Source organism: Rhodococcus sp. NPDC127593, from assembly GCF_042671975.1.
Classification (GTDB): domain Bacteria; phylum Actinomycetota; class Actinomycetes; order Mycobacteriales; family Mycobacteriaceae; genus Rhodococcus_F.
The window spans coordinates 54,594-77,701 of record NZ_JBHXWI010000021.1; the positions used below are offsets into that span (position 1 = coordinate 54,594).

22 protein-coding genes are annotated in these 23,108 nt (G+C 66.5%); 7 read left to right on the top strand and 15 right to left on the bottom strand.

What is annotated here, in order from left to right; all coding sequences use genetic code 11:
* Window position 1 precedes the first annotated feature (1 nt).
* The 4 genes from paaE (at window position 2) to ACFVJ3_RS20645 (ending at window position 4,893) form a co-directional block, all read left to right on the top strand.
* Entirely contained in the window at window positions 2-1,099 is a 1,098-nt protein-coding gene (gene paaE, locus ACFVJ3_RS20630; protein WP_378453787.1) for a 1,2-phenylacetyl-CoA epoxidase subunit PaaE, read from the top strand.
* 32 nt (window positions 1,100-1,131) lie between these two features.
* Complete coding sequence (paaK, locus tag ACFVJ3_RS20635) at window positions 1,132-2,430, top strand: phenylacetate--CoA ligase PaaK (protein ID WP_378453788.1); 1,299 nt, start codon at window positions 1,132-1,134, stop codon at window positions 2,428-2,430.
* An 11-nt stretch (window positions 2,431-2,441) separates the two neighbouring features.
* Entirely contained in the window at window positions 2,442-3,401 is a 960-nt protein-coding gene (locus ACFVJ3_RS20640; RefSeq protein WP_378453789.1) for a helix-turn-helix domain-containing protein, read from the top strand.
* A gap of 70 nt (window positions 3,402-3,471) precedes the next feature.
* Window positions 3,472-4,893 carry an amidase gene (locus ACFVJ3_RS20645; RefSeq protein ID WP_378453790.1) on the top strand — a complete coding sequence of 474 codons (1,422 nt, stop codon included), beginning with the start codon at window positions 3,472-3,474 and terminating at the stop codon, window positions 4,891-4,893.
* 16 nt (window positions 4,894-4,909) lie between these two features.
* Here ACFVJ3_RS20645 and ACFVJ3_RS20650 read toward each other — a convergent pair whose 3' ends face one another.
* From ACFVJ3_RS20650 to hpaC, 4 genes are read right to left on the bottom strand one after another with little or no spacing between them, the layout of a single operon-like run.
* On the bottom strand, window positions 4,910-6,187 hold the full coding sequence (locus tag ACFVJ3_RS20650) for an amidase (protein WP_378453791.1): 1,278 nt from the start codon (window positions 6,185-6,187) through the stop codon (window positions 4,910-4,912).
* Window positions 6,184-7,734 (bottom strand): cation acetate symporter, encoded by a 1,551-nt coding sequence (locus ACFVJ3_RS20655; RefSeq protein WP_378453792.1) that lies wholly within the window; start codon window positions 7,732-7,734, stop codon window positions 6,184-6,186. Before ACFVJ3_RS20655 ends, ACFVJ3_RS20650 begins: the two co-directional genes overlap by 4 nt.
* A gap of 6 nt (window positions 7,735-7,740) precedes the next feature.
* On the bottom strand, window positions 7,741-8,034 hold the full coding sequence (locus ACFVJ3_RS20660; protein WP_378453793.1) for a DUF485 domain-containing protein: 294 nt from the start codon (window positions 8,032-8,034) through the stop codon (window positions 7,741-7,743).
* 2 nt (window positions 8,035-8,036) lie between these two features.
* The gene (gene hpaC / locus ACFVJ3_RS20665; protein ID WP_378453794.1) at window positions 8,037-8,630 is read right to left on the bottom strand and encodes a 4-hydroxyphenylacetate 3-monooxygenase, reductase component; all 594 of its coding nucleotides are present in this window, start codon (window positions 8,628-8,630) and stop codon (window positions 8,037-8,039) included.
* A gap of 224 nt (window positions 8,631-8,854) precedes the next feature.
* Here hpaC and ACFVJ3_RS20670 point away from each other — a divergent pair, with 224 nt between their 5' ends.
* A complete protein-coding gene (locus ACFVJ3_RS20670; RefSeq protein ID WP_378453795.1) occupies window positions 8,855-9,475 on the top strand; it encodes a response regulator transcription factor in 621 nt (206 codons plus the stop codon).
* A gap of 16 nt (window positions 9,476-9,491) precedes the next feature.
* On the opposite strand, the gene ACFVJ3_RS20675 is transcribed toward ACFVJ3_RS20670, so the two are convergent.
* From ACFVJ3_RS20675 to ACFVJ3_RS20705, 7 genes are read right to left on the bottom strand one after another with little or no spacing between them, the layout of a single operon-like run.
* Window positions 9,492-10,451, bottom strand: coding sequence for a PDR/VanB family oxidoreductase (locus ACFVJ3_RS20675; RefSeq protein ID WP_378453796.1), 960 nt, complete (start codon window positions 10,449-10,451; stop codon window positions 9,492-9,494).
* Between the two features lie 47 nt (window positions 10,452-10,498).
* On the bottom strand, window positions 10,499-11,239 hold the full coding sequence (locus ACFVJ3_RS20680; protein ID WP_378453797.1) for an SDR family NAD(P)-dependent oxidoreductase: 741 nt from the start codon (window positions 11,237-11,239) through the stop codon (window positions 10,499-10,501).
* Between the two features lie 41 nt (window positions 11,240-11,280).
* Window positions 11,281-11,784 (bottom strand): aromatic-ring-hydroxylating dioxygenase subunit beta, encoded by a 504-nt coding sequence (locus tag ACFVJ3_RS20685; protein WP_378453798.1) that lies wholly within the window; start codon window positions 11,782-11,784, stop codon window positions 11,281-11,283.
* On the bottom strand, window positions 11,774-13,060 hold the full coding sequence (locus tag ACFVJ3_RS20690; protein ID WP_378453799.1) for a Rieske 2Fe-2S domain-containing protein: 1,287 nt from the start codon (window positions 13,058-13,060) through the stop codon (window positions 11,774-11,776). Before ACFVJ3_RS20690 ends, ACFVJ3_RS20685 begins: the two co-directional genes overlap by 11 nt.
* On the bottom strand, window positions 13,060-13,560 hold the full coding sequence (locus ACFVJ3_RS20695) for a nuclear transport factor 2 family protein (protein WP_378453800.1): 501 nt from the start codon (window positions 13,558-13,560) through the stop codon (window positions 13,060-13,062). The genes ACFVJ3_RS20690 and ACFVJ3_RS20695 overlap by 1 nt, the downstream gene beginning before the upstream one ends.
* A gap of 5 nt (window positions 13,561-13,565) precedes the next feature.
* Window positions 13,566-13,943: a hypothetical protein gene (locus ACFVJ3_RS20700; RefSeq protein ID WP_378453801.1), complete on the bottom strand. Its 378-nt coding sequence runs from the start codon at window positions 13,941-13,943 to the stop codon at window positions 13,566-13,568.
* 27 nt (window positions 13,944-13,970) lie between these two features.
* On the bottom strand, window positions 13,971-15,131 hold the full coding sequence (locus ACFVJ3_RS20705; protein WP_378453802.1) for an acyl-CoA dehydrogenase family protein: 1,161 nt from the start codon (window positions 15,129-15,131) through the stop codon (window positions 13,971-13,973).
* 197 nt (window positions 15,132-15,328) lie between these two features.
* Between ACFVJ3_RS20705 and ACFVJ3_RS20710 the strand changes: the two genes are divergently transcribed.
* Together ACFVJ3_RS20710 and ACFVJ3_RS20715 are read left to right on the top strand one after the other, a co-directional pair.
* Window positions 15,329-16,834, top strand: a complete 1,506-nt coding sequence (locus ACFVJ3_RS20710; RefSeq protein ID WP_378453803.1) for an ATP-binding protein — start codon at window positions 15,329-15,331, stop codon at window positions 16,832-16,834.
* Window positions 16,835-16,932: 98 nt separating this feature from the next.
* Window positions 16,933-17,202 (top strand): hypothetical protein, encoded by a 270-nt coding sequence (locus tag ACFVJ3_RS20715; protein WP_378453804.1) that lies wholly within the window; start codon window positions 16,933-16,935, stop codon window positions 17,200-17,202.
* A gap of 83 nt (window positions 17,203-17,285) precedes the next feature.
* Here ACFVJ3_RS20715 and ACFVJ3_RS20720 read toward each other — a convergent pair whose 3' ends face one another.
* The 4 genes from ACFVJ3_RS20720 to ACFVJ3_RS20735 are packed head-to-tail and all read right to left on the bottom strand — an operon-like array spanning window position 17,286 to window position 22,956.
* Window positions 17,286-18,995, bottom strand: coding sequence for an amidohydrolase (locus tag ACFVJ3_RS20720; protein ID WP_378453805.1), 1,710 nt, complete (start codon window positions 18,993-18,995; stop codon window positions 17,286-17,288).
* Window positions 18,996-19,029: 34 nt separating this feature from the next.
* Complete coding sequence (locus ACFVJ3_RS20725; RefSeq protein WP_378453806.1) at window positions 19,030-19,557, bottom strand: DUF5134 domain-containing protein; 528 nt, start codon at window positions 19,555-19,557, stop codon at window positions 19,030-19,032.
* Window positions 19,558-19,565: 8 nt separating this feature from the next.
* The gene (locus ACFVJ3_RS20730) at window positions 19,566-21,005 is read right to left on the bottom strand and encodes an APC family permease (RefSeq protein ID WP_378453807.1); all 1,440 of its coding nucleotides are present in this window, start codon (window positions 21,003-21,005) and stop codon (window positions 19,566-19,568) included.
* Window positions 20,998-22,956 (bottom strand): primary-amine oxidase, encoded by a 1,959-nt coding sequence (locus tag ACFVJ3_RS20735; protein WP_378453808.1) that lies wholly within the window; start codon window positions 22,954-22,956, stop codon window positions 20,998-21,000. Before ACFVJ3_RS20735 ends, ACFVJ3_RS20730 begins: the two co-directional genes overlap by 8 nt.
* Window positions 22,957-23,108 lie beyond the last annotated feature (152 nt).

Here is a 23,108-nt window from a genome sequence, read left to right on the forward strand (position 1 = left end):
CATGACCACAGCGGTCTCCCCGAAACCCGGTGCGGCGTTGCGCAACAGGGCATTCCACACCCTCACCGTCGCCGACGTCGAATCCCTGTGCGACGACGCGGTCGCGGTCACGTTCGACGTTCCGGCCGAGCTCGCCGACGAGTTCGCGTTCGGTCCCGGGCAGTCGCTCACGCTGCGACGCACGATCGACGGCGTCGAACACCGCCGCTCGTACTCCATCTGCGCGCCTGCCGGTTCCGCGCCGCGGGTCGGTGTGCGCGAGGTGTCCGACGGTCTGTTCTCGACGTGGCTCGTGAACCAGGTCCGCCCCGGCGACCGGATCGAGGTGCAGGGCCCGAGCGGAACGTTCGTCGCCGACCCCGCGGCCGGTGGTCGCCACGTACTGATCGCCGCCGGGTCGGGCATCACGCCGATGCTGTCGATCGCCGCATCGATGCTCGCCAACCCCGAGGCCGAAGTCGTTCTCCTGTACGGCAACCGGCGCACCCGTTCGGTGATGTTCGCCGAGGAGATCGCCGACCTCAAGGATATGTACGGATCGCGCTTCGACGTGGTGCACGTCCTGTCCCGCGAACCCCGCGAGGTCGAACTGTTCACCGGGCGCCTCGACGCCGACCGGTTGCGTGCCCTCTTCACGTCCATCGTGCCGCTCGCCGACATCGACCACTTCTGGCTCTGCGGCCCGTACGGCATGGTCACCGATGCCGAGACGGTGCTCGGCGACTTGCAGATCGACAAGAGCCGCGTGCATCACGAGCTGTTCTTCGTCGACGACGTGCCCCCGCCCATGGAAACCCACCGCGAGCCCGGCGTCACCGGGCCGAGCAGCGAGGTGACCCTGGTTCTCGACGGCCGCTCGACCACCGCGACGTTGCCGCGGGACGAATCGATCCTCGACGGCGCGGAGAAGTACCGCTCGGACCTTCCGTTCGCCTGCAAGGGCGGCGTCTGCGGAACGTGCCGCGCCAAGATCACGTGCGGTGACGTGGACATGCGCCGCAACTACGCGCTCGAGGACTACGAGGTCGACTCCGGCTTCGTGCTGACGTGCCAGACCTTCCCGGTCAGCGACAACGTGACCGTCGATTTCGACGCCTGACCATACCCAGCCCGCATACCCCGGAGACTAGAATGACCAGTATCGCCACCCCCTCGCAGGACATCGAGTTCGCCACGCGCGACCGGATCTCATCGCTGCAACTCGAACGCCTGCAGTGGTCACTTCTCCACGCGTACAACAACGTTCCGCATTACCGGAAGGCGTTCGATGACGCCGGTGTGCACCCGAGTGACCTGAAGGACCTGTCCGATCTGGCGAAGTTCCCGTTCACGGCGAAGGTGGACCTGCGGGCGAACTACCCGTTCAAAATGTTCGCGGTGCCGCAGGAGAAGGTCTCGCGCATCCACGCGTCGTCCGGGACCACCGGGCGCCCGACGGTTGTCGGGTACACCACGGGCGACCTGAACAACTGGGCCGACCTGGTCGCCCGGAGCCTGCGGGCGGGCGGGGTGAAACCGACGGACAAGGTGCACGTCGCGTACGGGTACGGCCTGTTCACCGGCGGGCTCGGCGCGCACTACGGTGCGGAACGGCTGGGCTGCACGGTGATCCCGATGTCCGGTGGCATGACGGACCGCCAGATCCAGCTGATCGAGGACTTCGAACCGGACGCGATCATGGTGACGCCGTCGTACATGCTCACGATCGTCGACGCGATGATCAAGAAGGGCATCGATCCGTCGAAGACGTCGCTGCGGACCGGTGTGTTCGGGGCGGAGCCGTGGACCGAGGAGATGCGCACCGAACTCGAGAAGCAGCTGAACATGGACGCCGTCGACATCTACGGACTGTCCGAGGTGATGGGCCCGGGTGTCGCGATGGAATGCGTCGAGACCAAGGACGGCCTGCACATCTGGGAAGACCACTTCTACCCGGAAATCATCGACCCGGTCACCGGGGAGGTGCTGCCCGACGGTGAGGAGGGCGAACTCGTCTTCACGTCGCTGACCAAGGAAGCGATGCCGATCATCCGGTACCGCACCCGCGACCTCACGCGGCTGCTGCCGGGGACGGCGCGGTCGGTGCGGCGGATGCAGAAGGTCACCGGGCGCACCGACGACATGATCATCCTGCGCGGGGTGAATCTGTTCCCCACTCAGATCGAGGAACTGATCCTCGCGGTGCCGGCGCTGGCCCCGCAGTTCCAGTGTGTCCTGGACCGCCCGGGCCGGATGGACGAGCTGACCGTGCGGGTGGAATCGCGTCCTGATGCCGTGATCGCGGATCACGCGAGGGCCGCGGGTGAACTGCAGAAGCTGGTGAAGAATAGGATCGGCGTGAGCGTGAAGGTCGACGTCGTCGCTCCCGGCGACCTCGAACGCTCACTCGGTAAGGCACGTCGACTGATCGACAACCGCTCCGCTCTGTGAGGTGATCGAAGGTGCGTCTCGGTGGTGCGCCCGCGCGTGACGACGGGCAGTTCGAGCACTGGCGTCAGGCCGTCTCCACGGCCTTCGTCCCGCTCGCCGTGGTGTCCACGGCGGAGGACGGACCGGGGCGTTTCACCGGTACCCTGCGCTCCACTGCGCTCGGCGGGTTGCAGCTCAGCGAGGTCGGGGGACACGCGGTCGACGTCCGCCGGACCCGCACGTCGATCAAGCGGTCCGACCCCGGCCTGGTGAAGGTGGGCCTGCAACTATCGGGCAGCGGCGTCATCGTCCAGGACGATCGAGAGGCCGTACTCGGGCCCGGCGACTTCGCCGTCTACGACACCAGCAAGCCGTACGACCTGCACTTCGCGGGTGAGTTCAGCATGTTCGTGCTGATGTTTCCCCGCGAACTGCTTCGCATCGCCTCGCGGGAACTGGGCACCGTGTCGGCGCGCCGCATCCACGGCAGCACAGGCATGGGCGCGCTCGTCTCGCCCTTCCTGACGAACCTCCACCACTCCGTCGTCACCGGCACCATGCCGACGACCCCGCTCGTCGAGGACGCGGTGCTCGACCTGCTCAGTGCCGCGGTGCAATCGGAGGCACCCGCCGACGCCACCGCTCCCGGCGCGTCTCTGCTGCTACGTGTGAGGTCGTTCATCGACGCGCATCTGCACGACCCCACGCTCGACACGGTCACGGTGGCGTCCCACCACCACGTGTCGACGCGGCACCTGCAGAAGATGTTCGAGGCGGACGGACACACGGTGGCCGGGTGGATCCGCCACCGCAGGCTCGAGAAGTGCCGCCGCGATCTCAAGGACGTTCGATTCCGCGGCGACAGCATCGGAACCATCTGTGCCCGGTACGGTCTCGTCAACTCGTCGCACTTCTCGCGGCTGTTCAAGGAGACGTACGGGGTCTCACCGCGAGCCTTCCGCGAACAGGAACTGCTGCCGATCACCGCGTGACGGCGGCAGAAATTCGGTCGCGTCGCACTGCCCTTCAGGTCAGACTGAACAGGTCGTCGCGACCTGAGGAGTGGGACCGCTGGAACTGCACGAGTACACCAGGCTCGACGCTGTCGGTCTGAGTGAGCTGATCCGAGCCGGTGAGGTGACGGCGACGGAGGTCGAAGCCATTGCCCACAAGGCGATCACGCAGGCCGATGCCGACCTCGGCGCGCTGACCCTGCCGATGTTCGATCCGGCCCTCGAGCACCGGTCCGACGGTCCACTGGCGGGGGTGCCGTTCGTCATCAAGGACAGCGGGCCGTTCGCGAAGGGTGTGCCGTTCACACTCGGCAGCCGCAGCATCCGCGGCGCCGTCGCCGGTGTGGATCACGAACTGATGTCGCGGTTCCGGTCTGCCGGGCTGGTGGCCCTGGGGCAGACCACCGCGCCGGAATTCGGGCTGAACTTCGCGACGGAACCGGTGCGGTACGGGCCGACGCGCAATCCGTGGGCGCGGGGTCGCGGCACCGGCGGGTCGAGCGGTGGATCAGCCGCGCTCGTCGCCGCGGGGGCGGTTCCACTGGCGCACGGCAACGACGGCGCCGGTTCGCTACGGGTGCCGGCTTCGTGCTGCGGGCTCGTCGGCCTGAAGCCGAGCCGCGGCCGAATCCCCTGCGGCCCACTGGTCGGCGAGGCCGGGTTCGGGCACATCTACGAGTTCGCCCTCACCCGAACGGTCCGCGACACGGCCCATCTGCTGGACGCCGTCGCCGCCCCGCCGGTCGGTGAAAAATACACCGCCCCGGCGCAGTCCGGTCGCTACGCCGACGCGGTGCGCGCCGACCCGGGCCGTTTGCGGGTGGCCCTGACGACCGAACCGTGGGGTGGCAGTTCGGTCGAGACGCAGGTATCGGCGGCCACGGTCGCCGCCGGCACGATCCTCGAATGGATCGGCCACACCGTGACCGAGACGCGCCCGCACTTCGACGCGGAGGACGTCGTCGAGGCATCGACGCTCACTGCGATCGCCACCGGTGCGGCGATCCTCCGCGCTCCACGCAGGCCCGATCCCGCTCTGCTCGAGGCGGTCTCGCGGACGGTGCTGCAGGAAACCCAGGCGTTCACCGCGCTCGACGTCGCGGCAGCACTCGACGCGCAGCACCGGGTGACCCGGTCCATCGGACAGTTCTTCACCCGATTCGATCTGCTGGTGACCCCGACCGTCGCCTGGCTGCCGGTGCCGCACGGCACCCTCGACTACGACGACCCCGGGCACAGCGTGCGCTCGTGGCTACGCCGCATCTTCGAGTTCGGGCCGTTCACCGCACCGTTCAACGTGTCCGGGAATCCCGCGATCAGCCTGCCACTCGCGTTGAGCCGGGAGGGCCTCCCCATAGGGATCCAACTGGTCGCGGCCACCGGCAGAGAAGATCTGCTACTGCAGGTGGCCGCGCAGTTGGAGCAGGCGGCGCCGTGGAAGGATCGCCAGCCGTCGATCTTCGTCGACTGACGCCCTCCTGTCGTTGTCAGAGCACGGATTCCAGCCACGCGGCCGTCTCGAACAGGCGTTGCTCCGCGCCGGGGCGTCCGATCAGCTGCAGTCCGAGGGGCAGGCCCGCGCTATCACGTTTCCCGGGGATCGTGACCACCGGCAGACCCATCGCCTGCCACGGTCGGCTGAGCACGGGCGTGCCCGTCGCGTCGTGCCCGGGTGGAGCGGCGCCGAGCGCCGCGGGCCCGAGGATGGCCTCGTCCTCGTCCAACGCCGCGAGCAGCAGTTCCCGGGTCTCGCGGATTCCGGCGAGGGCGGCACGATAGTCCGCCTCCGTGGTCGCTGCCCCCGCGGCGAACAATTCGGCGAGAGGGGTGCTGATCTTGTCGGTCTGCGCGGCCTCTGCGGCGCGTTCCCTGGCCGCCTCGTACGCCATCACCGTGTGGTGGTGTTCGGTCAGCGCCACGACTTTCGTGGCGGCATCGACCTCGCGGCACCGAATCCCCGCCGACTCCGCGGAATCAGCGGCCGCCCTGAGCGCCGCCGTCATCTCCGAGGACACGTCGCCGAGCTCGAACCCACTCCACAGTCGAAGCCGTCCCGGAGGGGAAGGCGCGAGAGCGGGCGCCCGCATGCCGTCGCGCAGTGCGGTCCATGCGAAGTGGAGATCGGGCACGGTGCGTGCGAGCAGCCCCAACGCGTCGAGACTGGGACTCAATCCGGTGATGCCCGCGGTGGGGAGTTCGCCGTGGGCGGTGACGAAACCTGCGACTCCGCAGAACGACGCCGGCCTCGTCAGCGACCCCGCGGTCTGCGTGCCGAACGCCAGCGGCACCATGCCGGCGGCCACCGCTGCCGCCGACCCGCTCGACGACCCGCCGGGCGTGTGGTCCAGGGCGCGGGGATTACGGGTCGAGCCGGGCTTGAAGTACCCGAACTCGGTGGTCACGGTCTTACCGAACGGGAGCGCGCCGAGTGCGCGCGACCGCGCCACACAATCGGCGTCCGTCGTCGCCGGTTCCGTACTCCGCAGCTCACTGCCGCAGCGTGTCGGCATACCGGCGACGTCGATGAGATCCTTGACGCCGACGGGAACGCCCCAGAGCGCGCCGCCCGGGCCGCCGTCCTGGATCCGGGCGGCGGCGGACCGCACCGCGTCTGAATCGAGGTGAGCCCAGGCGTGGATATCCGGATCGAGGTCCGCGATCCGTGCGAGTGCCTCCTCCGCGACGTCGATCGGCGTTGTCGCGCCCGTCGCCAGCTGCTCGACGAGGTCCCGGAGTGGGCTCGGTGAACGTAGTTCCGTCTTCATTGCATCGCCACCATAGTGTCGTCGTTCGTCGTCTCGGTCTGTCCGGTGAGCGCCCGGGTGCGCATCACCGAGAAGAGGCGATCTGCTCGTGCCTTGCTCTCCCCGGACGGCGCCGACAACAGCGCGACGATGACGGAAACCGCCAGCGAGAGGGGTGCCACGGCGAGTGCCGGGTTCGAGAATCCGAGGATGGAGTCCGGTCCCTGCACGACCGGGCTGAGCAGGATGACGGTGATCGACAGGACGAGCCCGACCACGATGCCGGAGATGACGGCACGCGCCGTCATCCGCTTCCAATACATGGTCAGCAGCAGTGCAGGCAGGTTCGCGCACGCCGCGATGGACATCCCCAGTGACGCGAGGAACGCGACGTTCTGCTTCTGCGCCGCGAAGGCGATGGCGACACCGATGACGCAGGTCACCACCGTCGCGACCCGGGCCGCGCGGTGCTGAGCCTTTGCCGACACCGATCCGTTCCTGATCACCTGCCCGTACAGGTCGTGCGCGATCGCACCGGAGGTGGCGATCACCAGGCCGGACAGTGCGGCCAGAATGGTCACGAACGCCACGGCCGCGACGAACGCCAGTAGGACCCCGCCGCCGACCGTCTCGGCGAGCTGCGCGACCGCGAGGTTGCCGCCCCGATTCTCGGACTTGATCACCTCGACACCGACCAGCTTGGCGGCGCCGTAGCCGAGCACGGGAACCAGAAGGTAGAAGGCGAAGAAGATCCAAATCGCGGTGTAGGCGGACGTTCTCGCCTGCTTCGCGTCCGGAACGGTGAGGAATCGGATCATGACGTGCGGCAGGCCGAGCACGCCGAGGACGAGCCCGACGGTCTGCGACAACTGATCGAACGACGCTGCACCGGACGTGCGCTGCGGCGCGACGAACGATTGCCCGAACTCGGCGAGCGCCGTGCTGAACGGGCCGAAGGGGTTGAAATCGAACCGCACCAGCACGAGAACGAACAGCACCACGGCGCAGACCATGAGGAGCCCGGTCTTGATGATCTGGATCCAGCTGGTGGCGAGCATTCCACCGACCAGTGTGTACGCGGTGGTGAGTGTTCCGATGATCAACACGGCCACGGCGTAGTCGAGGTCGAACAGCAACGACACCAGAAGCGCGGCACCGACCAGCTGCGACACGAGATAGACCACGCTGATCACCACCGTGCTGATCGCCATCATCGACCGCACGTCCTTGCCGGGGAACCGGGTGGCGAGGACATCCGCCAGCGTGAAGCGGCCGAGGTTGCGCAGGGGCTCCGCGATCAGCAGCATCGCGAGGACGAACGCGACGGGCACGAAGACCGCGAGGTAGAACCCGTTGAAACCGGTCAGGGCGATCGCACCGGTGACGCCGAGAAACGAGGCGGCAGAGATGAAGTCGCCGGCGATCGCGACGCCGTTCTGCCTGCCGGTGAGGCTGCCGCCCGCGACGTAGTGATCGGCGGCGGACTTGTTCCTCTTCGATGCCCACGCGGTGATCATCAGGGTGACGGCGACGAGGGCAGCGAAAAGCGATGCGGAGACGAGGTTCATGGCGCGTTATCCTTTCGACCGGGAGGCGGTCCGGGAGTCGAGTTCAGCTGCCCGCGCCATGTAGTACCTGGCCACGACGATGGCGACGACGAATTGCGCGACGGCGTAGAGCCACGCCACGGTGACACCGCTGAAGACGACGCCGTCCAGCAGCGAGGTGAACCCACCGAGGATCGGCAGGGGCAGGAACAGTGCGAGGACCAGGGCGCTGAGGCGAAACGTCAAGGCGGCGCGCGTGTCTGCGAGCACCTGCAGGTCGGAATTCTGTGGGACTTGTTCGGGCGGTGACGAGGTGACCATGGCTATTTACCTCCGGCTGCGGCGGGAACGAGGGCGGGCGTCACGGTGATCGGATCGGACCATTCGTCGTAGAACAGCCAGTCGGGCGACTCGACCGGAACCGACAAACGATGGAACTTGCGTTGGAAGTAGACGAGGCTGTCGCCCTGTTCGCGCGTCTGGACGCGGTCCAGTTCGATGAACATCACCGAATGCGACCCCACGGTCTTGCTGTCGGCGATCCGGCCGGCGAGCACCACGTGGGCGGCACGCAGGATCGGCACACCGTCGACGGTGTCTTCTTCCCAGATGTCCCACTGGAACCGGTCCGCCATCGCGACTTTCGTCGCGCCCGCGAAGTGCATGGCCAGCTCTTCGTCGTCGCCGGAGAGCACGTTGATACCGATTCGGCCGTTCTTCCGGAATACGTTGTGCATGGCGCTGTTCTGATTCACGCACACCAGGGCGGTGGGCGGGGAGTCGGTGACCGAGCAGACGGCGGTGACCGTCATTCCGCAGCGGCCCGCAGGGCCGTCGGTCGTCACGATGTTGACCGCGGCGGGCAGGTTCGCCATGGCAGTGCGAAAGCTCAATTGCATGGTAGTGAGTTCGGGCATCTCAGCCTCCGTGAGTTGGAACAGGAAGTCGTGTCTTCGCGTTACGCCCGCGTTCCCCCGAGAAGAATAGGACGAATTGCCCGCGTGGGAACATTGGCGGCGACGCTACTTTCTCGCAGTAAGTCGCGTACCCGGGTAGGGGATTCCTTCAGTTGCCTATCGCTTCCGATACGGTCGGTGTTCACTGGACGAAAAGGCAAGCCATCTGGGCGAGGCAGGATTCGATGGAGCAGCAGGAAACACGGGTTTACATCGTCGACGACGATGAGGAGTTGTGCGCATCGCTTGCGTGGCTACTCGATTCGGTCAACATCACGTCGGAGTACTACTTTTCGGTGCAGTCGTTCCTGGACGAGTACCGCCGCGACATCCCGGCCTGCCTCGTTCTGGATGTCCGGATGCCGGAAGTCGGGGGATTCCAGCTCCAGGAGGCACTCGTCGCCGACGAATCCCCGATCCCGATCATCTTCGTGTCGGCGCACGGTGACATCAAGATGTCGGTGCGGGCACTGCAGCGGGGTGCGCTGACGTTCATCGAGAAGCCCTACGATCCGCAGCACATGCTCGACGTGATCCAGGATGCGCTCCGGGTCGCGCGTCAACGATTCGGTGAGCGCCGAACGAGAACAGAATTGCAGGGACGAATAGACGCGCTGACGGTGCGAGAAAAAGAAATTCTCGCACTCGTCCTCGACGGATTGCAAAGCAAGAACATCGCGAAGGAGCTGGGAATCAGCGTGAAGACGGTCGACGTGCATCGCACACGGATCAAGGAAAAGACCGGAGCAGAAAGCATCGCCGTTCTCGTACGGGATATTCTGCAGGCCGGAATCGCCGTGACCTGAAATAGTTCAGCACTTTTCAGGGAAGTTCGACGACGAGCCGCCCGGATTTCGCGCGCGACACACACGCGGCAATTCTGTCTCCCGCCTTTCTCTCACTCTTGGTGAGGCAATTGTCCCGGTGGTCGGGCTCGCCCGCCAGCACGTCCATGACGCACGTGCCGCAGATACCTTCCCGGCAGGACGTGTCGATCTCGATGTCGTTCTCTTCGAGTACGTCGGCGATGGATTTTCCGGCGGGCACTTCGAACACCTCGCCCGTGTCGAGTTCCAGCTCGAACGCCGTGTCCGACCCGGGTGCGACGGGCGTCGCCGCCTCGAAGTGTTCGAAGTGGACCGCGTCCTCACCGACCGCGGGTTCCGCCAACCCGCGCACCCGATCCATGAAACCTTCCGGGCCGCAGCTGTAGACGTGGGTTGCGGCCGACGCGTCCGCCAGGATCTTCTCGAGGGCCGAGAGCTGGTCGGCCCTCGTCAGGCCGAAGTGCAGGTGCACGTCACGGCGGAAATCCGCACTCTCCAGCAGGTCGACGAACGCGGCCTGCGCCCTCGTCCGCGCGAAGTAGTGCAGGTCGAACTGCTGTCCCCGCCGATGCAACGCGAATGCCAGACTCAGCATCGGGGTCAGCCCGATGCCCGCCGCGACGAGGATGTGCCGATCGGCGCCCTCGGCGAGCGTGAGCAGTGTGCGCGGCCGGCTGATCTGCAACTCGCTGCCGATCGTCACACGATCGTGCAGCGCGGCTGAGCCACCGCGCGGGCCGGTCTCGCGTTTGACGGCGACCACGTACGATTCGGATTCGTGCGGCGGGCTGCACAGTGAGTACTGGGTGAGGACCTCGGTGGGACCGACGATGTCGATGTGGGCGCCGGCCGGGTACGGGTCGAACGGTGACCCATCGGTCCGAACCAGCCGGAACGACTTGATGTCCGGCGTTTCCTCGACTATCTCCGCGACAGTGACAGTGAACATGCTCATGGTGATTCTTCCTCCGGTGCTGCGACCCGTCGCCCTCGGGCGGGGGGTCAGCGCATGTACAGGCCGCCGTTGACGTCCCAGCAGGCTCCCGTGACCGACGCGGCCGTCGGCGATGCGAGCAGGGCAACGGTCTCGGCAATGAAGTCGGGCGAGCCCAGGGTGCCCACCGGAATCGTGGTGAGGATGGCGGCCAGCTTGTCCGCGGGCACCGTCTCGCGCACGACCGGCAGGTCCAGCGGCCCGGGGGAGACCGCATTGACCGTGACACCCGACGGGGCGAGTTCGCGTGCAAAGACCTTGGTCAGTGTGCCGACGCCGCCCTTGGCCGCGGCGTAGTGCGCGCCGGTCGCCGTGCCACCGTTCTGTCCCGCCAGCGACGCGATGTTGACGATTCTGCCGTACCGCCGTTCGGCGAAGTAGCTTCCGAACACCTGGCAGCCGAGAAAGGACCCGTTGAGATTGATCTCGACGATGTCGGAGAACTCCTGCGGCGCGATGTCCATCAGCGAACCCGTCTGCGACCGGCCGGCGTTGTTGACGAGGACGTCGATCCCTCCCCACTCCTCGATCACCCGGTCACGTACGGCCTCGAAACTCTTCCTTCTCCGAACGTCCAACTCCACGCCGATTGCCGTGTTGCCGTCCGGATCCAGCTCCGCCGCCGTCTCTTTCGCGGTACCGCTGTCGATGTCCGCGACCGCGACGCGGTATCCGCGGTCGTGCAATTGGCGTGCGATCGCGGCACCGAGGCCGCGTCCGCCGCCGGTGACTACTGCGACAGAATCCACGTCGAGCTCCTGTTCGGTCGATATCGTACGGAAAATGCTGGTCAGAGAAGGTAGCCGGAGGCGTTGACCGCTGCCTGCGAGTTGATCAGCCGGATGACCTTGAGGTCCAACCGCGGCCCGCTCTCGGTGTAGCGGATACGGTGCGTGACGTCGGCGGCGAGGGTCTGCTGGTCGTCGCGCTTGAAGCCCACGAGGATCTGCGCGGACCTCACCGTGATCGAGTCCTCGGTCCGTTCCTCGACCGTGAAGCGCGAGACGGTGCGGACCGTCCGGGCTGCGGCGAGCGCGGACATCGAGTAGCCGGAGGTCAGGCGTTCGATACGCATGCGCCGCATGCGAGTGCCGTCGTTGACCATGTTCAGCGATCCGTCGAAGTCGTCGGTGTCCGGGTCGATGGGAATGACATACCGGCCGTCGTCGGTCCAGAGGGCGTCCCAGCTCTGGTAGTCCTTGGCGTCGAGGAGAGCCGCTTCGTGCCAGATGAGTTCGATCGCCTGCAACGCTTGGGTGTCGAACAACTCGAGGACCTTCAGTTCAGCAATCATCGTTCATCATCTTCTTCCACATTGCGTAGGCCTCGCGCATTCCGGTCTCGTCGGTGACGTGCGAGGTGCGGTGTCCGTCGCTGTCGAGCGCTTCACGATTGAGACCGCGGTTCACCATGATCGGCATTCCGGGTGCCCCGCGGGACCCGCGTTGAACCCGGTCCCAGGCCTCGGAATCGTCGGGGCTCCCGAACCCGAACGGGCCCTGGAAATGTTCGTGAATGCGGAGGCGTTCACGGTTGACGATCTCCGGTCCGCCGTCCATGCCGAGGGCGATGTGCCGGATCTCGGTCTCGTCGACGGAGATCGGGCGCAGCACCCGGAAGAACGACATCGACATCGCGACGTTGGGGAAGATGTTGAGGTTGAACCCGGCACCGTGCATGGAGCGGACGATGCGGCGGACCTGGTCGGCGGGCATCGTCTTCGACAGTTCTTCGACGATATGGTCGAAACGGGCCTGAATCTTCTCGGTGCCGTCGTCGTGGTCCAGGTCGACGTGCTCCGGGACCATGATCGCGACGCTGTGGCCGTTTCCGAGAGCGTGGGTCACGGCGTTGTCGTCGGTCATGAAGGAGAGCATGTCGGCGGTCTCGGCGTCGACGGAGGACATCCAGGACCGGTGCACGATCGGGAAATGGTATCCGTCGGTGGTGTTCTCCAGCTGGATCTTCCAGTTACCGCGGAAGCGGAAGCAATGTTCGCCCTGCGTCTTGATGGGGTATCCGGCGCCCTGCTTCATGAACAGGTCCATCCATACCTTCGCGTCGCCGAGGAAGTCGTCGAGGGGTTCGACATCGGGATTGAAGCTGGCGAAGATCATCCCGGCGTACGACTCCACCCGCAGGCTCTGGAGGGGGAGGTCCTTCTTGTCGAGGTTCTCGTCGTAACCGTCGGGGTACGGGATTCCGCGCAGACGACCGTCGAGGGCATAGGACCAGCTGTGATACGGGCAGGTGAACCCGTTCGACTTGCCCTTGGGGACCTCGCAGACGCTGGCTCCGCGGTGGCGGCACCGATTCAGCAGGACGTTGAAGTTTCCCTTGCGGTCGCGGTTGACGATCACCGGTTGACGGCCGATGGTCGCCATCTTGAAGCTTCCGGCCTCGGGGATCTCGCTCTCGTGGGCAACCCATACCCACGTGCGGTAGAAGATCCTCTCGAGCTCCGCCTCGAACATGTCGGGGTCGGTGTACAGCGATCCGTCCACGCGGTCGTCGGTGGCGAGGTCCGCGAAGTTGGTGTCCGTGGTGGTGGGATCCAGCGAAGTGGTCATCACGTTCTCTTTCCATTCGATTCGAGCAGTCGTGTCGCCTCGTCGAGGCGAGTGACGAACAGCTTCTCGGTCGTGAAGTGCTTGATTCGGGCGATACCGCCCCGGACCTCACACTCGGCGGTGATGCGGGCGACGAGCAGTTCGGCCGATCCGTCCTCGTATCGCGACAGCTGCTGCATGATCCACCGCCCCCGCGCCGCGGGGCCGTCCACCTCGATCTGCTCATTGCCGAGCAGGTGCACATTTCCCCGGAAATGGGAGTTCGGTGGAAGATACGCGGTGAGCATTCCGACGATCTCCCGCCGGCCCCGCCGCCTCCCGAACTTGTGCGCGTACTCGGCGCCGATGCCTTCCCACACCGCGTCGGCCGTGAACAGCGAGGCGAGTTCCTCGACCGAAAACGCCGCGGAGGGAACGTCGCACAGTTCCAGGTAGCTGCACATCACGCGGTGAACGGCTTCGCGGCTCTCGATGCGCTCGACCGCGGTCGCAGAGTGCATACCGCTCACACGCCGAGGTCGACGTCGTCTCGGACGGTGAGCGCACGGCCGATGCGGGCCTCGATCTTCGCGTATCGCCACAACGTGTACTCGCCGACCGAGGTGGTGCGGAAGAGGTTGCAGACGGCCCTGACGGTCTCCTGGGTATCGACGTCGGCGAGGATGTAGCAGGTCCACGGCCAGCCGTCCGACGGTCCGACCATGTGGCTGTCGTCGTCGATGTCCCCGATCACCCGGACGCCGGGTGTCTCTGCCACCGCGTCCATCATCCCGGAGAACGCCTTCCACACCAGCCCGCCTTGGCCGGTCGGGAGGTCGAAAAAGTTCTGATTGATGCCGATGCAGAACAGGACTCGCAGTGGTGCGGTCTTGGTGTGACTCACGATGGTCTCCTCGACTCGAAAGGGCGGTCAGATGAATCCGGGGAACGGCGGGATGTCCATGAGCACCGCACCGGCGCTGTCGTAGATGCCGTCTCCGAGGAAGGCGTGCTGCGGCGGAACCAGGGCCTCGCGCATGTACCGCTGCATCGCGTTGCCGTCGTAGATCGCGCCGGTGCCCGACAACTGGAATGCGGTGTGCACGGCGGAGGCGCCCGCCTTTGCCACGTGCGTCGAGGACAGGCGAAGAAGTGCCGCAAGCTTGTCCGGGACGGGGTCGCCGGCGACCACTGTGGCGTAGGCCTCGTCGGTGACCTCGTAGAAGAAGGCGCGGGCGGACCTCAGCGTCGCCTCCGCCTTGGCCAGGTCGATGCGATAGTAGGCGCGATCGGCGAGCTTGGGAGCTCCGGTGATCCCTGTGCGTCCCGCACCGACCTTGATCGCGTAGTCGAGCGCGGCGCGCCCCACTCCGAGATTGACGACGGCCAGGACCTGGGCGGCATAGGCGATGGAGGGATAGCGGTAGAGGGGTTCGTCGACGGTGGGGGTTCCGCCCCGGATGAACGTCCAATCCTCGGGTACGACGACGCCGTCGACCTTCAGTTCGTGGCTTCCGGTACCCGACAGACCGACCACGTCCCAGTTCTCGACGATCTCGACGTCCTTCGGCCACAGCAGGGCGGTGCGAGGCTTCCCCGCTGTGGAGTCGCCGCCGCGAATCCCGACGCCGAGAATGTCGGCGCCCTTGCATCCGCTCGCGAATTTCCACTGCCCGTGGATCTTCAGACCTCCGGGCACCTGTTCGACGGGTTGGACCGGGAACAGCCCACCGGCGAAGACGAGGTCGGGGCTGTCCTTGTACAACTCCGCCTGCGTCGCGAGTGGCAGAGCCGCCAGGTAGACGAGGGCGGAGCCGAAGCTGGCAACCCAGCCCGCCGACGCATCCACCGCAGAGATTCGTTCGATCATCCGCAGAAACTCGCTCGGCGGCAGCGCGTCGCCGCCGAACCGGCGGGGTGTCGCCGCGCGGTAGATGCCGATCTGCTTGAACTCGTCGATCATGTCGCGAGGCACGAACTTCTGGCGTGCGAACTCTTCCCGCCGCAATGCGACGTGCTCGAGGACGTCCTCGAACGACAGCGTCCCGTTCGCGGCGGCATCCGTCGTTTCGAGGGTCGGTGCGTTGGTCATCAAGTACTCCGATCGACGCGAAGTAGAAGGGGTGTGGCGTGTTTCGTGTCGAATTCACGCTATTGCGGTGGTGGGCATCACTCAATCGGTGCTTCCTCCCGCGGACGTGCAGAGATGTCGCCCCGGAGTAAAGGATTTCCCTATCGAGTCCCCGGTCCGTCCGCTCAGTAGACTCGAGGTGACCGAAGGAGGCCGCATTGTCCGAACTCGCGCCGTCCGACTACGAACGACTCGTCGAGTCCCTTCGCTACTGCGTCCTGGTCCACGATGCGGCCACCAAGGACATCCTGTGGGCGAACAGGGCTGCGTCCGAACTCCTCGAGTTCACGGTAGAAGAACTCAAACCGCTCAAAGCACCCGACATGAGTTCCCCGGCCAAGCGGTACCGCCGTTCGGTGGGACGGCGGTGGCTGCAGGAGGCCGTCGACAACGGGGCGGCGGTCATCGAATGGACGTATCGCGCGAAGAGCGGGAGAGAAGTCCTGACGGAGGCGATCGCGATCCGGGTCGAGCTGAGCGCCCGGACCGTGGTGATGGTGCAGTTCCGCGACATCGAGCAGGAAACGTCGATGCGTCGCGACCTCACCCGCACCGAGGCCGATCTCACCCGCACCGAGGCCCGCCTGGCCGCCTTCCTGCGGAACATGGCCGAAGGAATCCTCGTCCTGGACGACGACAGCCGTATCACGTATGCGAGCGAGGCGGCGTCGCAGCTCCTGAAAGTTCCAGTGACATCGCTTGTCGGCGAGCGCTTCACGGAATTCTGCCGGGCGGGGCAGTCGCGGGAGAGCGTGCGCCGCGCCCTGGAACTGACGACCGCCGGCGGTGGTTCCCAGAGCCTGCGCTACGAGGTGGAACTGACCCCCGAGGAGCGCCGGTGGCATGCGGGGAGCTGCCAGCACATCGGTATCGAGAACGATCTGAGTGGCCACCTGCTGCTCTTCCACGACGTCACCGAACATGTCCGCACCGAGCAGGAGCACGAACGAGACTCGCAGTATCTCAACTACCTGGCCCGCTACAACGCGATGGGCGACATGGCCATGGCCATCGCTCACGAGCTTGCCCAGCCGCTCGCGGCCGCCACCAATTTCATCGCCGGAACGCAGAGCCGCCTCGACGACGGCCGGAGCGGTCACGACGAGGTGAGCTGGGGACTGGGGGAGGCGCGCAAGCAGATCGACCGGGCCAATCAGATCGTCCGGAGTCTGCGTGAATACGTGACGCAACTCGAGGAGTCCCAGCAGATCGTCGATCTCAACGACATCGTGGACGAATGCGCGTACTTCATCGACATCCGGGCGCGGCAGAGAGGAGTTCACGTCGAATACCACCGTGCGCACGACACGGTTGCCGTCGTGTGCGAACGCGTGCTCACCGGGCAGGTCATCCTGAACCTGTGTTTCAACGCCATCGACGAGATGGCGGAATGGCCGGCAGCCGACCGCATCGTGACGGTACGCACCGACGTCACCGAGACGGAGGGCGTCGTGAGCGTCGAGGACCACGGCAAGGGTCTCTCGCACATCCCGGACGGCCGAATCTTCGACGGCGCGTTCACCTCGAAGTCCACGGGCCACGGAATCGGGCTCGCCCTGAGCCACCGCATCATCACCCGTCAGGGCGGGACACTCACCGCGCGCGAGAACGATCCGCACGGGGCCGTCTTCACGTTCACTTTGCCCGCCGATCCGAACCACTGAGCGACCGACCCCCACTCAGGTAAAGGTTTCTTGGATTCCGTTGGGCGCGATCCGGTTCTAGCGTGGTGGGAAACACCACCGCGCCCCGGAGGGACCTCGTGGACTATTCGCATCATCACCGGACATTCCTGACCTGTTATGCCGACACCCACCGCTACGGCTGGCATCACGTCGATCTCTTCGTGCACGACGAGGACGGCAACGAAGTGAACTGGGTCCACTGGCACGTGCGGGAGGACGGACCGGACGGCGCCGACGCGGCCACCGCGCGGGTGGAGCCGAACCTGAGACGGACCACCGAATGGCAACGCGGAATCAGCGCCGACGGAAGCGAGTACTGGATCGCGGAGGCGGCATGGGCTCAGTGAACCGGCAGATCGGGTGAGACGCAGAAACTGCCGGTTCGCCGACCGAGCGGCGAACCGGCAGTTCTGACGTATCGGAACCGGGGTTACGCGACGCTTTCGGCGACGCGCTGGAACACGACCTTCCCACCCAGCACTGTGGAGACGACCTGCATTCCCGGAATGTCGTGCGGGTCGGCGGTCTCGAGGTCGCCGTCGAGGATGCACAGGTCGGCCACCTTGCCGACCTCGAGTGACCCCTTCCAGCCCTCGGCGAAGTCCTGCCAGGCCGCGTTGATCGTGTACGTGCGGACCGCGTCGGCGAGCCCTATGCACTGGTCGGGCCCACTCACCGCGCCGCTGGCCTTGCTCTCGCGCAGGATCATCGTCGAGATGCCCTGGCGCCAATCGGGCGGTGTGACCGGTGCATCGGAACTGCTCATCAGGTGCACCCCGGATTCGACGGCGCTGCGATACGGCCATTCGTAGGCGGCTCGTTCGGTCCCGACCACCCCGACCTCCAGGTCGGCGATCGTCCACTTGATCGTCGGGTTCATGTTGACGCCGATTCCGTTCTCGGCCAGGCGCTTCAGGGTGGCTTCGCCGATGAAGTCGCCGTGGATCAGGTAGTGCCGGGTACCCTCGCGGGGGTGCGCATTCTGCGCGGCGATGATCGCGTCGGCGACGGTGTCGATGGCGCGGTCACCGGTGACGTGCACACCGATCTGGTAGCCGGCCTCGTGGCCGATGCGGACCATCTCGGTCACCTCGTACACCTGTCGTTCGTCGGTGTCGCCGCCGACGCAGAGGGAACCGCAGCCGCCGCCGACGTACTCCTCGTGCATCCACGCGGTCTTGCTCGGTGGGATGCCGTCGGCGAACACCTTCACCCCGAGGACCCGGAACATTCTCGGGTCCACCGTTTCCGGAACCTCGATTTCGGCGAGGTTCTGTCCGAAGTCCTCGGCCGATCCGGACATTCCGGTGGGCAGGAGGAGAAGGTTGACGCGGGCGCCCAGTTCTCCGCGGCGGGCGAGGTCGGCATACACCGCGAGACCCTCGGCGCCCATCGCGCCACCGGCGAGAGCCTCGCCGCCGGGTCCGATCGCGGGGTCGGTGAAGCTGGTGATCCCCTCGCTCTGCAGGATCGAGATCGCCGAGCGGAGCGCCTCCTCGCGCCGCTCGCGGGTGAGGGCGGGAAGAACTTTCTGCACGAGGGCCTGCGCCCCCTCCATGACGATGCCGGTCAGCAGGCCGTCCTCGCCGACCGGCATGAGACTGCCCGGTGGCAACGGGGTGGTCTCATCCACCCCGGCGAGCGCGAGCGCCGCGCTGTTCACCCAGGAGGTGTGCCGCGAGAAGTCCTGCAGGAAAACGGGATTGTTCGGGGACACCTCGTCGAGGTCCCAGCGGGTCGGCGTCCGTCCGGTCTCGGCGAGACACTCGTCGAGATAGCCGTCGTCCCAGCCGGTTCCGATGATCCACTCGCCGTCCTCGGCGGCTGCGGCGGCCTCACGCACGAGTTCACGGACGTCCGCGATCGACCGGACGGCAGGAAACGACACGTCCAGCGACAGCGGCGGCGTGTCGAGACCGTAGGCGATGGCGTGCAGATGCGAATCGTTGATTCCCGGGAGGACCGTCTTCCCGCCGAGGTCCGTGACGACGGTGTCCGGTCCGATCAGGGTTTCGATCTCCGCAGCGCTGCCCACCGCGTGGACGAGTCCGTCGCGCACGGCGAGGGCGGTGGTGATCGTGAAGTTGTCGTCGACGGTGAAGACCTTGCCGTGGATGTAGACGGCATCGGCGTAACTCATCGGTTCCTCCAGGTTGCTGTCGGTGGGAAGGCTCTCAGACGGCCATGGGGGCCATGCCGAGGATCATCAGTGCGGATCCCGCCGCCGCGGTCTTGACGCCGGATCGGCGTTCGCGGCGCGGGGTGGAGCGAAAGAGGTGCAGTGTCAACAGTGCCCAGCACACGAGCACGAGGAGTGGAAGCCAGCCTGTGGAGATTCCTGCGCCACCGTGGTGGTGGCCGGAGGGTGCCGGCCCCGACGCCGACGCCACCGGGGCGGGAGCGGACGTCGGGGCCAGGAGTAACAGCACCCCCATGGCGGTGAGGTCCACCGCGCAGGGAACGGCGGTCCGGCGGTGCATGGTCTCACCGGTGACGAACACGGCGAGGGCGATGAGGACGGCACCCGCCAGCAGGTGAATCCCCGCCGGCGCCCCGGGAATCATCATCGCGACCATGGACACCGCCATCGCACCGTGCGCGATCCGCACCCTGCAGTCCGTTCCGTGTGCCCGCCACATCGGTACGACGGCCCCGACCGCCCCGACGAGCATCGCCGCGTGCACGGCAGGGATCTCGAACATCGTCGGACTCAGATCGTGGGGGTGAGTTCGCGACGCTGCCCGACGTCCGCCCGGCTCTGCCGGGTGACCCGGGCGACGACCAGTCCGGCGACGAAGAACAGGGTGATCACGGCCAGCAGGATGTCCGCGAGCAGTTCCGACCCGCCGATCAGCGTGGTGAAGTTGTCGAGCACCAACCCGGTGACGGCCACCAGACCCACGCATCCGAGCACCGGAGCGATGCGGGTGTGCCAGAGCCGCGTATCCAGCCGGGTGCGGGCGAAGAACGCGATGATCGCGACGCTGGTGAGCACCATCAGCACCAGGATGCTCACGGTGGCCAGACCCGCCATCCAGGTGAACAGTTCCAGCACCGGGTCCGCGCCGACGAGGGCGAACACCCCTACGACCACCGTCGCGGAGATCGTCTGGGCGACCGAGCCGATATGCGGGGAACCGTGCTTGGCGTGGGTGCGGGACAGTGCGCGCGGAGCCGCGCCTTTGCGGGCCAGGGCGAACACGTACCGGGAGATGGCGTTGTGGAAGGCCAGCAGCGCGGCGAACAGGCTCGTGACGAGCATGATCGCCATGACGTCGGCCGCGGGGCCACCCAGGAAGTGCGCGGCGGCGGCGAACGTCAGCCCGGCCGGGTCGGCGGCGGCCGCCGCGGAGACGTTGTCGCTGCCGAACGCGAGAACCACGGCCCAGCTCGCCAGCGCATACACCAGGCCGATGACGATCACGGCGGCGTACGTCGCAATCGGAATCGTGCGACGAGGGTTGCGGGCCTCCTCGCCGTAGATCGCGGTCGCCTCGAAGCCGATGAACGATGCGATCGCGAACATCAGTGCGACACCGGGGGATCCGCTGAAGAACGACGTCGGGGTGAACGACGCGAAGTCGATACCCGCGTCCCCGCCCCGCACCAGCACGCCGAACGACAGCGCCAGGACGATGCCGATCTCGAGCACGAGGAGAACCCCGAGGACCTTGGCGCCGAGGTCGATGCTGCGATATCCGAGCACGGCCACGAGAGCGATGAGCACCAGCGCCCACATCCACCACGGCAGGTCGGGTCCGCCGTACTGGACCACGAGTCCCTGAATCGTCGCGGCGGCCAGGCCGTACACGGCGGCCTGGATGGCGGTGTAGGTCAGCAACGCGAGTCCGGCCGCCCCGAGCCCGCAGGATTCGCCCAACCCCTTGGCGACGTAGGCGTAGAAGGCGCCGGTGTCGACCATGTGGCTGCTCATGGCCGCGTATCCGACGCTGAAGACGAGCAGGACCAGCGCGGCAATGAGATAGGCGCTCGGGGCGCCGGCGCCGTTGCCGATCGCGATCATGACGGGCAGAGCGCCACCGATCGCAGTGAGGGGCGCCGCCGCGGCGATGACGAGGAAGACGATCCCGACGACGCCGATGGATCCGCGTAGCTTGCCGGCTCCCGAACCCGTGGTGGTGTCAGACATCTGATCCCCCGTCCGAGTGGCAGTTGCCGCCTCCGGTCGCGCAGTGCTTCGACGCTGTGCGGGGAACGTCGAGAGCGGGGTTGCGGTCGAAGAAGCCGTTGGGCTTCAACGTGAATCCGGTGTAGTCGACGGGCATGATCGGCCAGTCCTCCGGTCGCGGGAAGTGGGTGAGGCCGAACGTGTGCCAGACGACGACGTCCTCGTTCTCCAGATCACGGTCGCCGGCCACGAAACTGGGCAGTCCGGCGCCACCCGCGTGCTGGTTCACGAAATCCCCTGCCGCGTACCGTTCCTTCTCGTCGAATCGGGTGACCCACAGGTGCTTGGTGGCGAACGTCGCCCGCGCCGCGATCGAGGAGTCGTCGTCGGCGAGCAGGATCGGCTGGCCTTCCGGGTGGAGTGCGTACGCCACCGGCTTGCCCAGACGGTTCAGCTTGTTCGGGTTGCTGATGTGCCATACGCGTCCGACGCTGTTGTCCGCGAGGCGCTGCGCCTCGGATTCCTTCGTCAGCGGCGTGCGCTCGAGGGTGAACGCGTTCCCGTGCAGGTTCCCGGGGCCCATCTTCACCCGCTTGGTCTGTACCTCCTCGACGGAGTTGCGGTCGCCGTCGATCATCATGTCGAGGCGGGCGCTGAACAGGTGCTGGTGGTAGGGGGCGCCGAGGCCGGGGGCGATCTCCGAGGCGTACGGGTAGTCGCCGCCCGGGTGACCCGACGTGAAGACGATGCCGGTGGCCTTGACCTCGAATTCGATGGTGCCGTCGAGGTAGAGGTACCAGAAGAATCCGTAGTCGTAGTTGCCGATCGTGGTGAAGAAGGAGATGACGAGACGGCGCTGGCGGCGGGTCTCGGCGGAGCCGGCCCACAGGTCGGTGTGCTTCCACAGCACGCCGAAGTCCTCCTCGTGCATGCACACGGCGTTCTTCAGCGTCTTGGGGGTGCCGAACTCGTCGGCGATGACGGCGTCGAAGTAGGTGATGTCGCCGACGCAGTCGCAGCCGAGTTCGAGGGCGTTCGCGTAGCGGCCGACCATGTACTCGCCGGTGTCGAAGTAGTTCTGCCACGACCGGACCGGCGAGGGGTCGCCGTAGGGCACCACCATCTCGGCGATGGACGCGCGGTGGATGATCGGGCGGACCCGGTCGCCGTCGGCGAATCCTAGCTGGTGGAGGACGAGACCCTCGCGGGCGTCGAAGCCGACGCGGAACGACCACTTCTCCCAGTCGACGCGGTTGCCGTCGACGACGAAGCTGGGTCCCTCGGGCTGGGTGATCTCGATGGGCTTCTGGGTGGTGCGCAGCGGGCCGGTGACGGCGAGGTCGTCGAAGTTGCCCGACTCCTCGGGGATCGGGACGGCGCCGAGGTCGAGAACGTCGGTGACGGTCCGGTTCATCACGTCGACGAATCCGACGAGCCCGTCGATCGGGTGGGCCCAGGCATGGTCCGTCGGGTGGTCCTGGCGGAATGCGAGCCCCCGGAGGATCCGCTTGCCGGTCTCGCCGGGGTAGTCGAAGACGCCGGCCGAGAGGGGAGCGACCCGGACGTCGGCGACGTCGAGTCCGCGGGCGGCGAGCGCGGCGAGCCAGCGTTCGTCAGCGGCCAGCACCTCCTCGACGAGTTCGAACTCCTCGTCGAGGACGGGCATCTGACCGTCACGGGCGGCGTCGAGGGTCACCGAGCTGATCACCGACCGCTGGGTCACGGACACCACGACATCCACCGCGTTCGGCGACGAGATGTCGTGCAGCAGAACGCGGAATCGGCGATCGGTCTCGGGGGCCTCCGCCGTGTACAGCGTCGACTTGTCCGGTTCCTCGAGGCCGACGTAGACGAATCTCGTCTGCTCGGTCAGCGCGTCGGCGACCTCGAGGATTTCGCGGAGGGAGGCGATTTCTTCGACGGTCGGCAGCGACAGCGGGTGGTCGATACGCGCAGGGGAAAGGGTGGGCATGTCGCGATCCTTTGGTTCTACGGGTGTTGAATAAAAAGCTTAGTGACGTACGTTACAGCCGAGGTGCCCTCGTGTAAACAGTGAGTTTCGCGCCCGAACATACTGACCATTCGGTCAAAAACGGTGCTCTATCGGATTCCGGGACAACGATT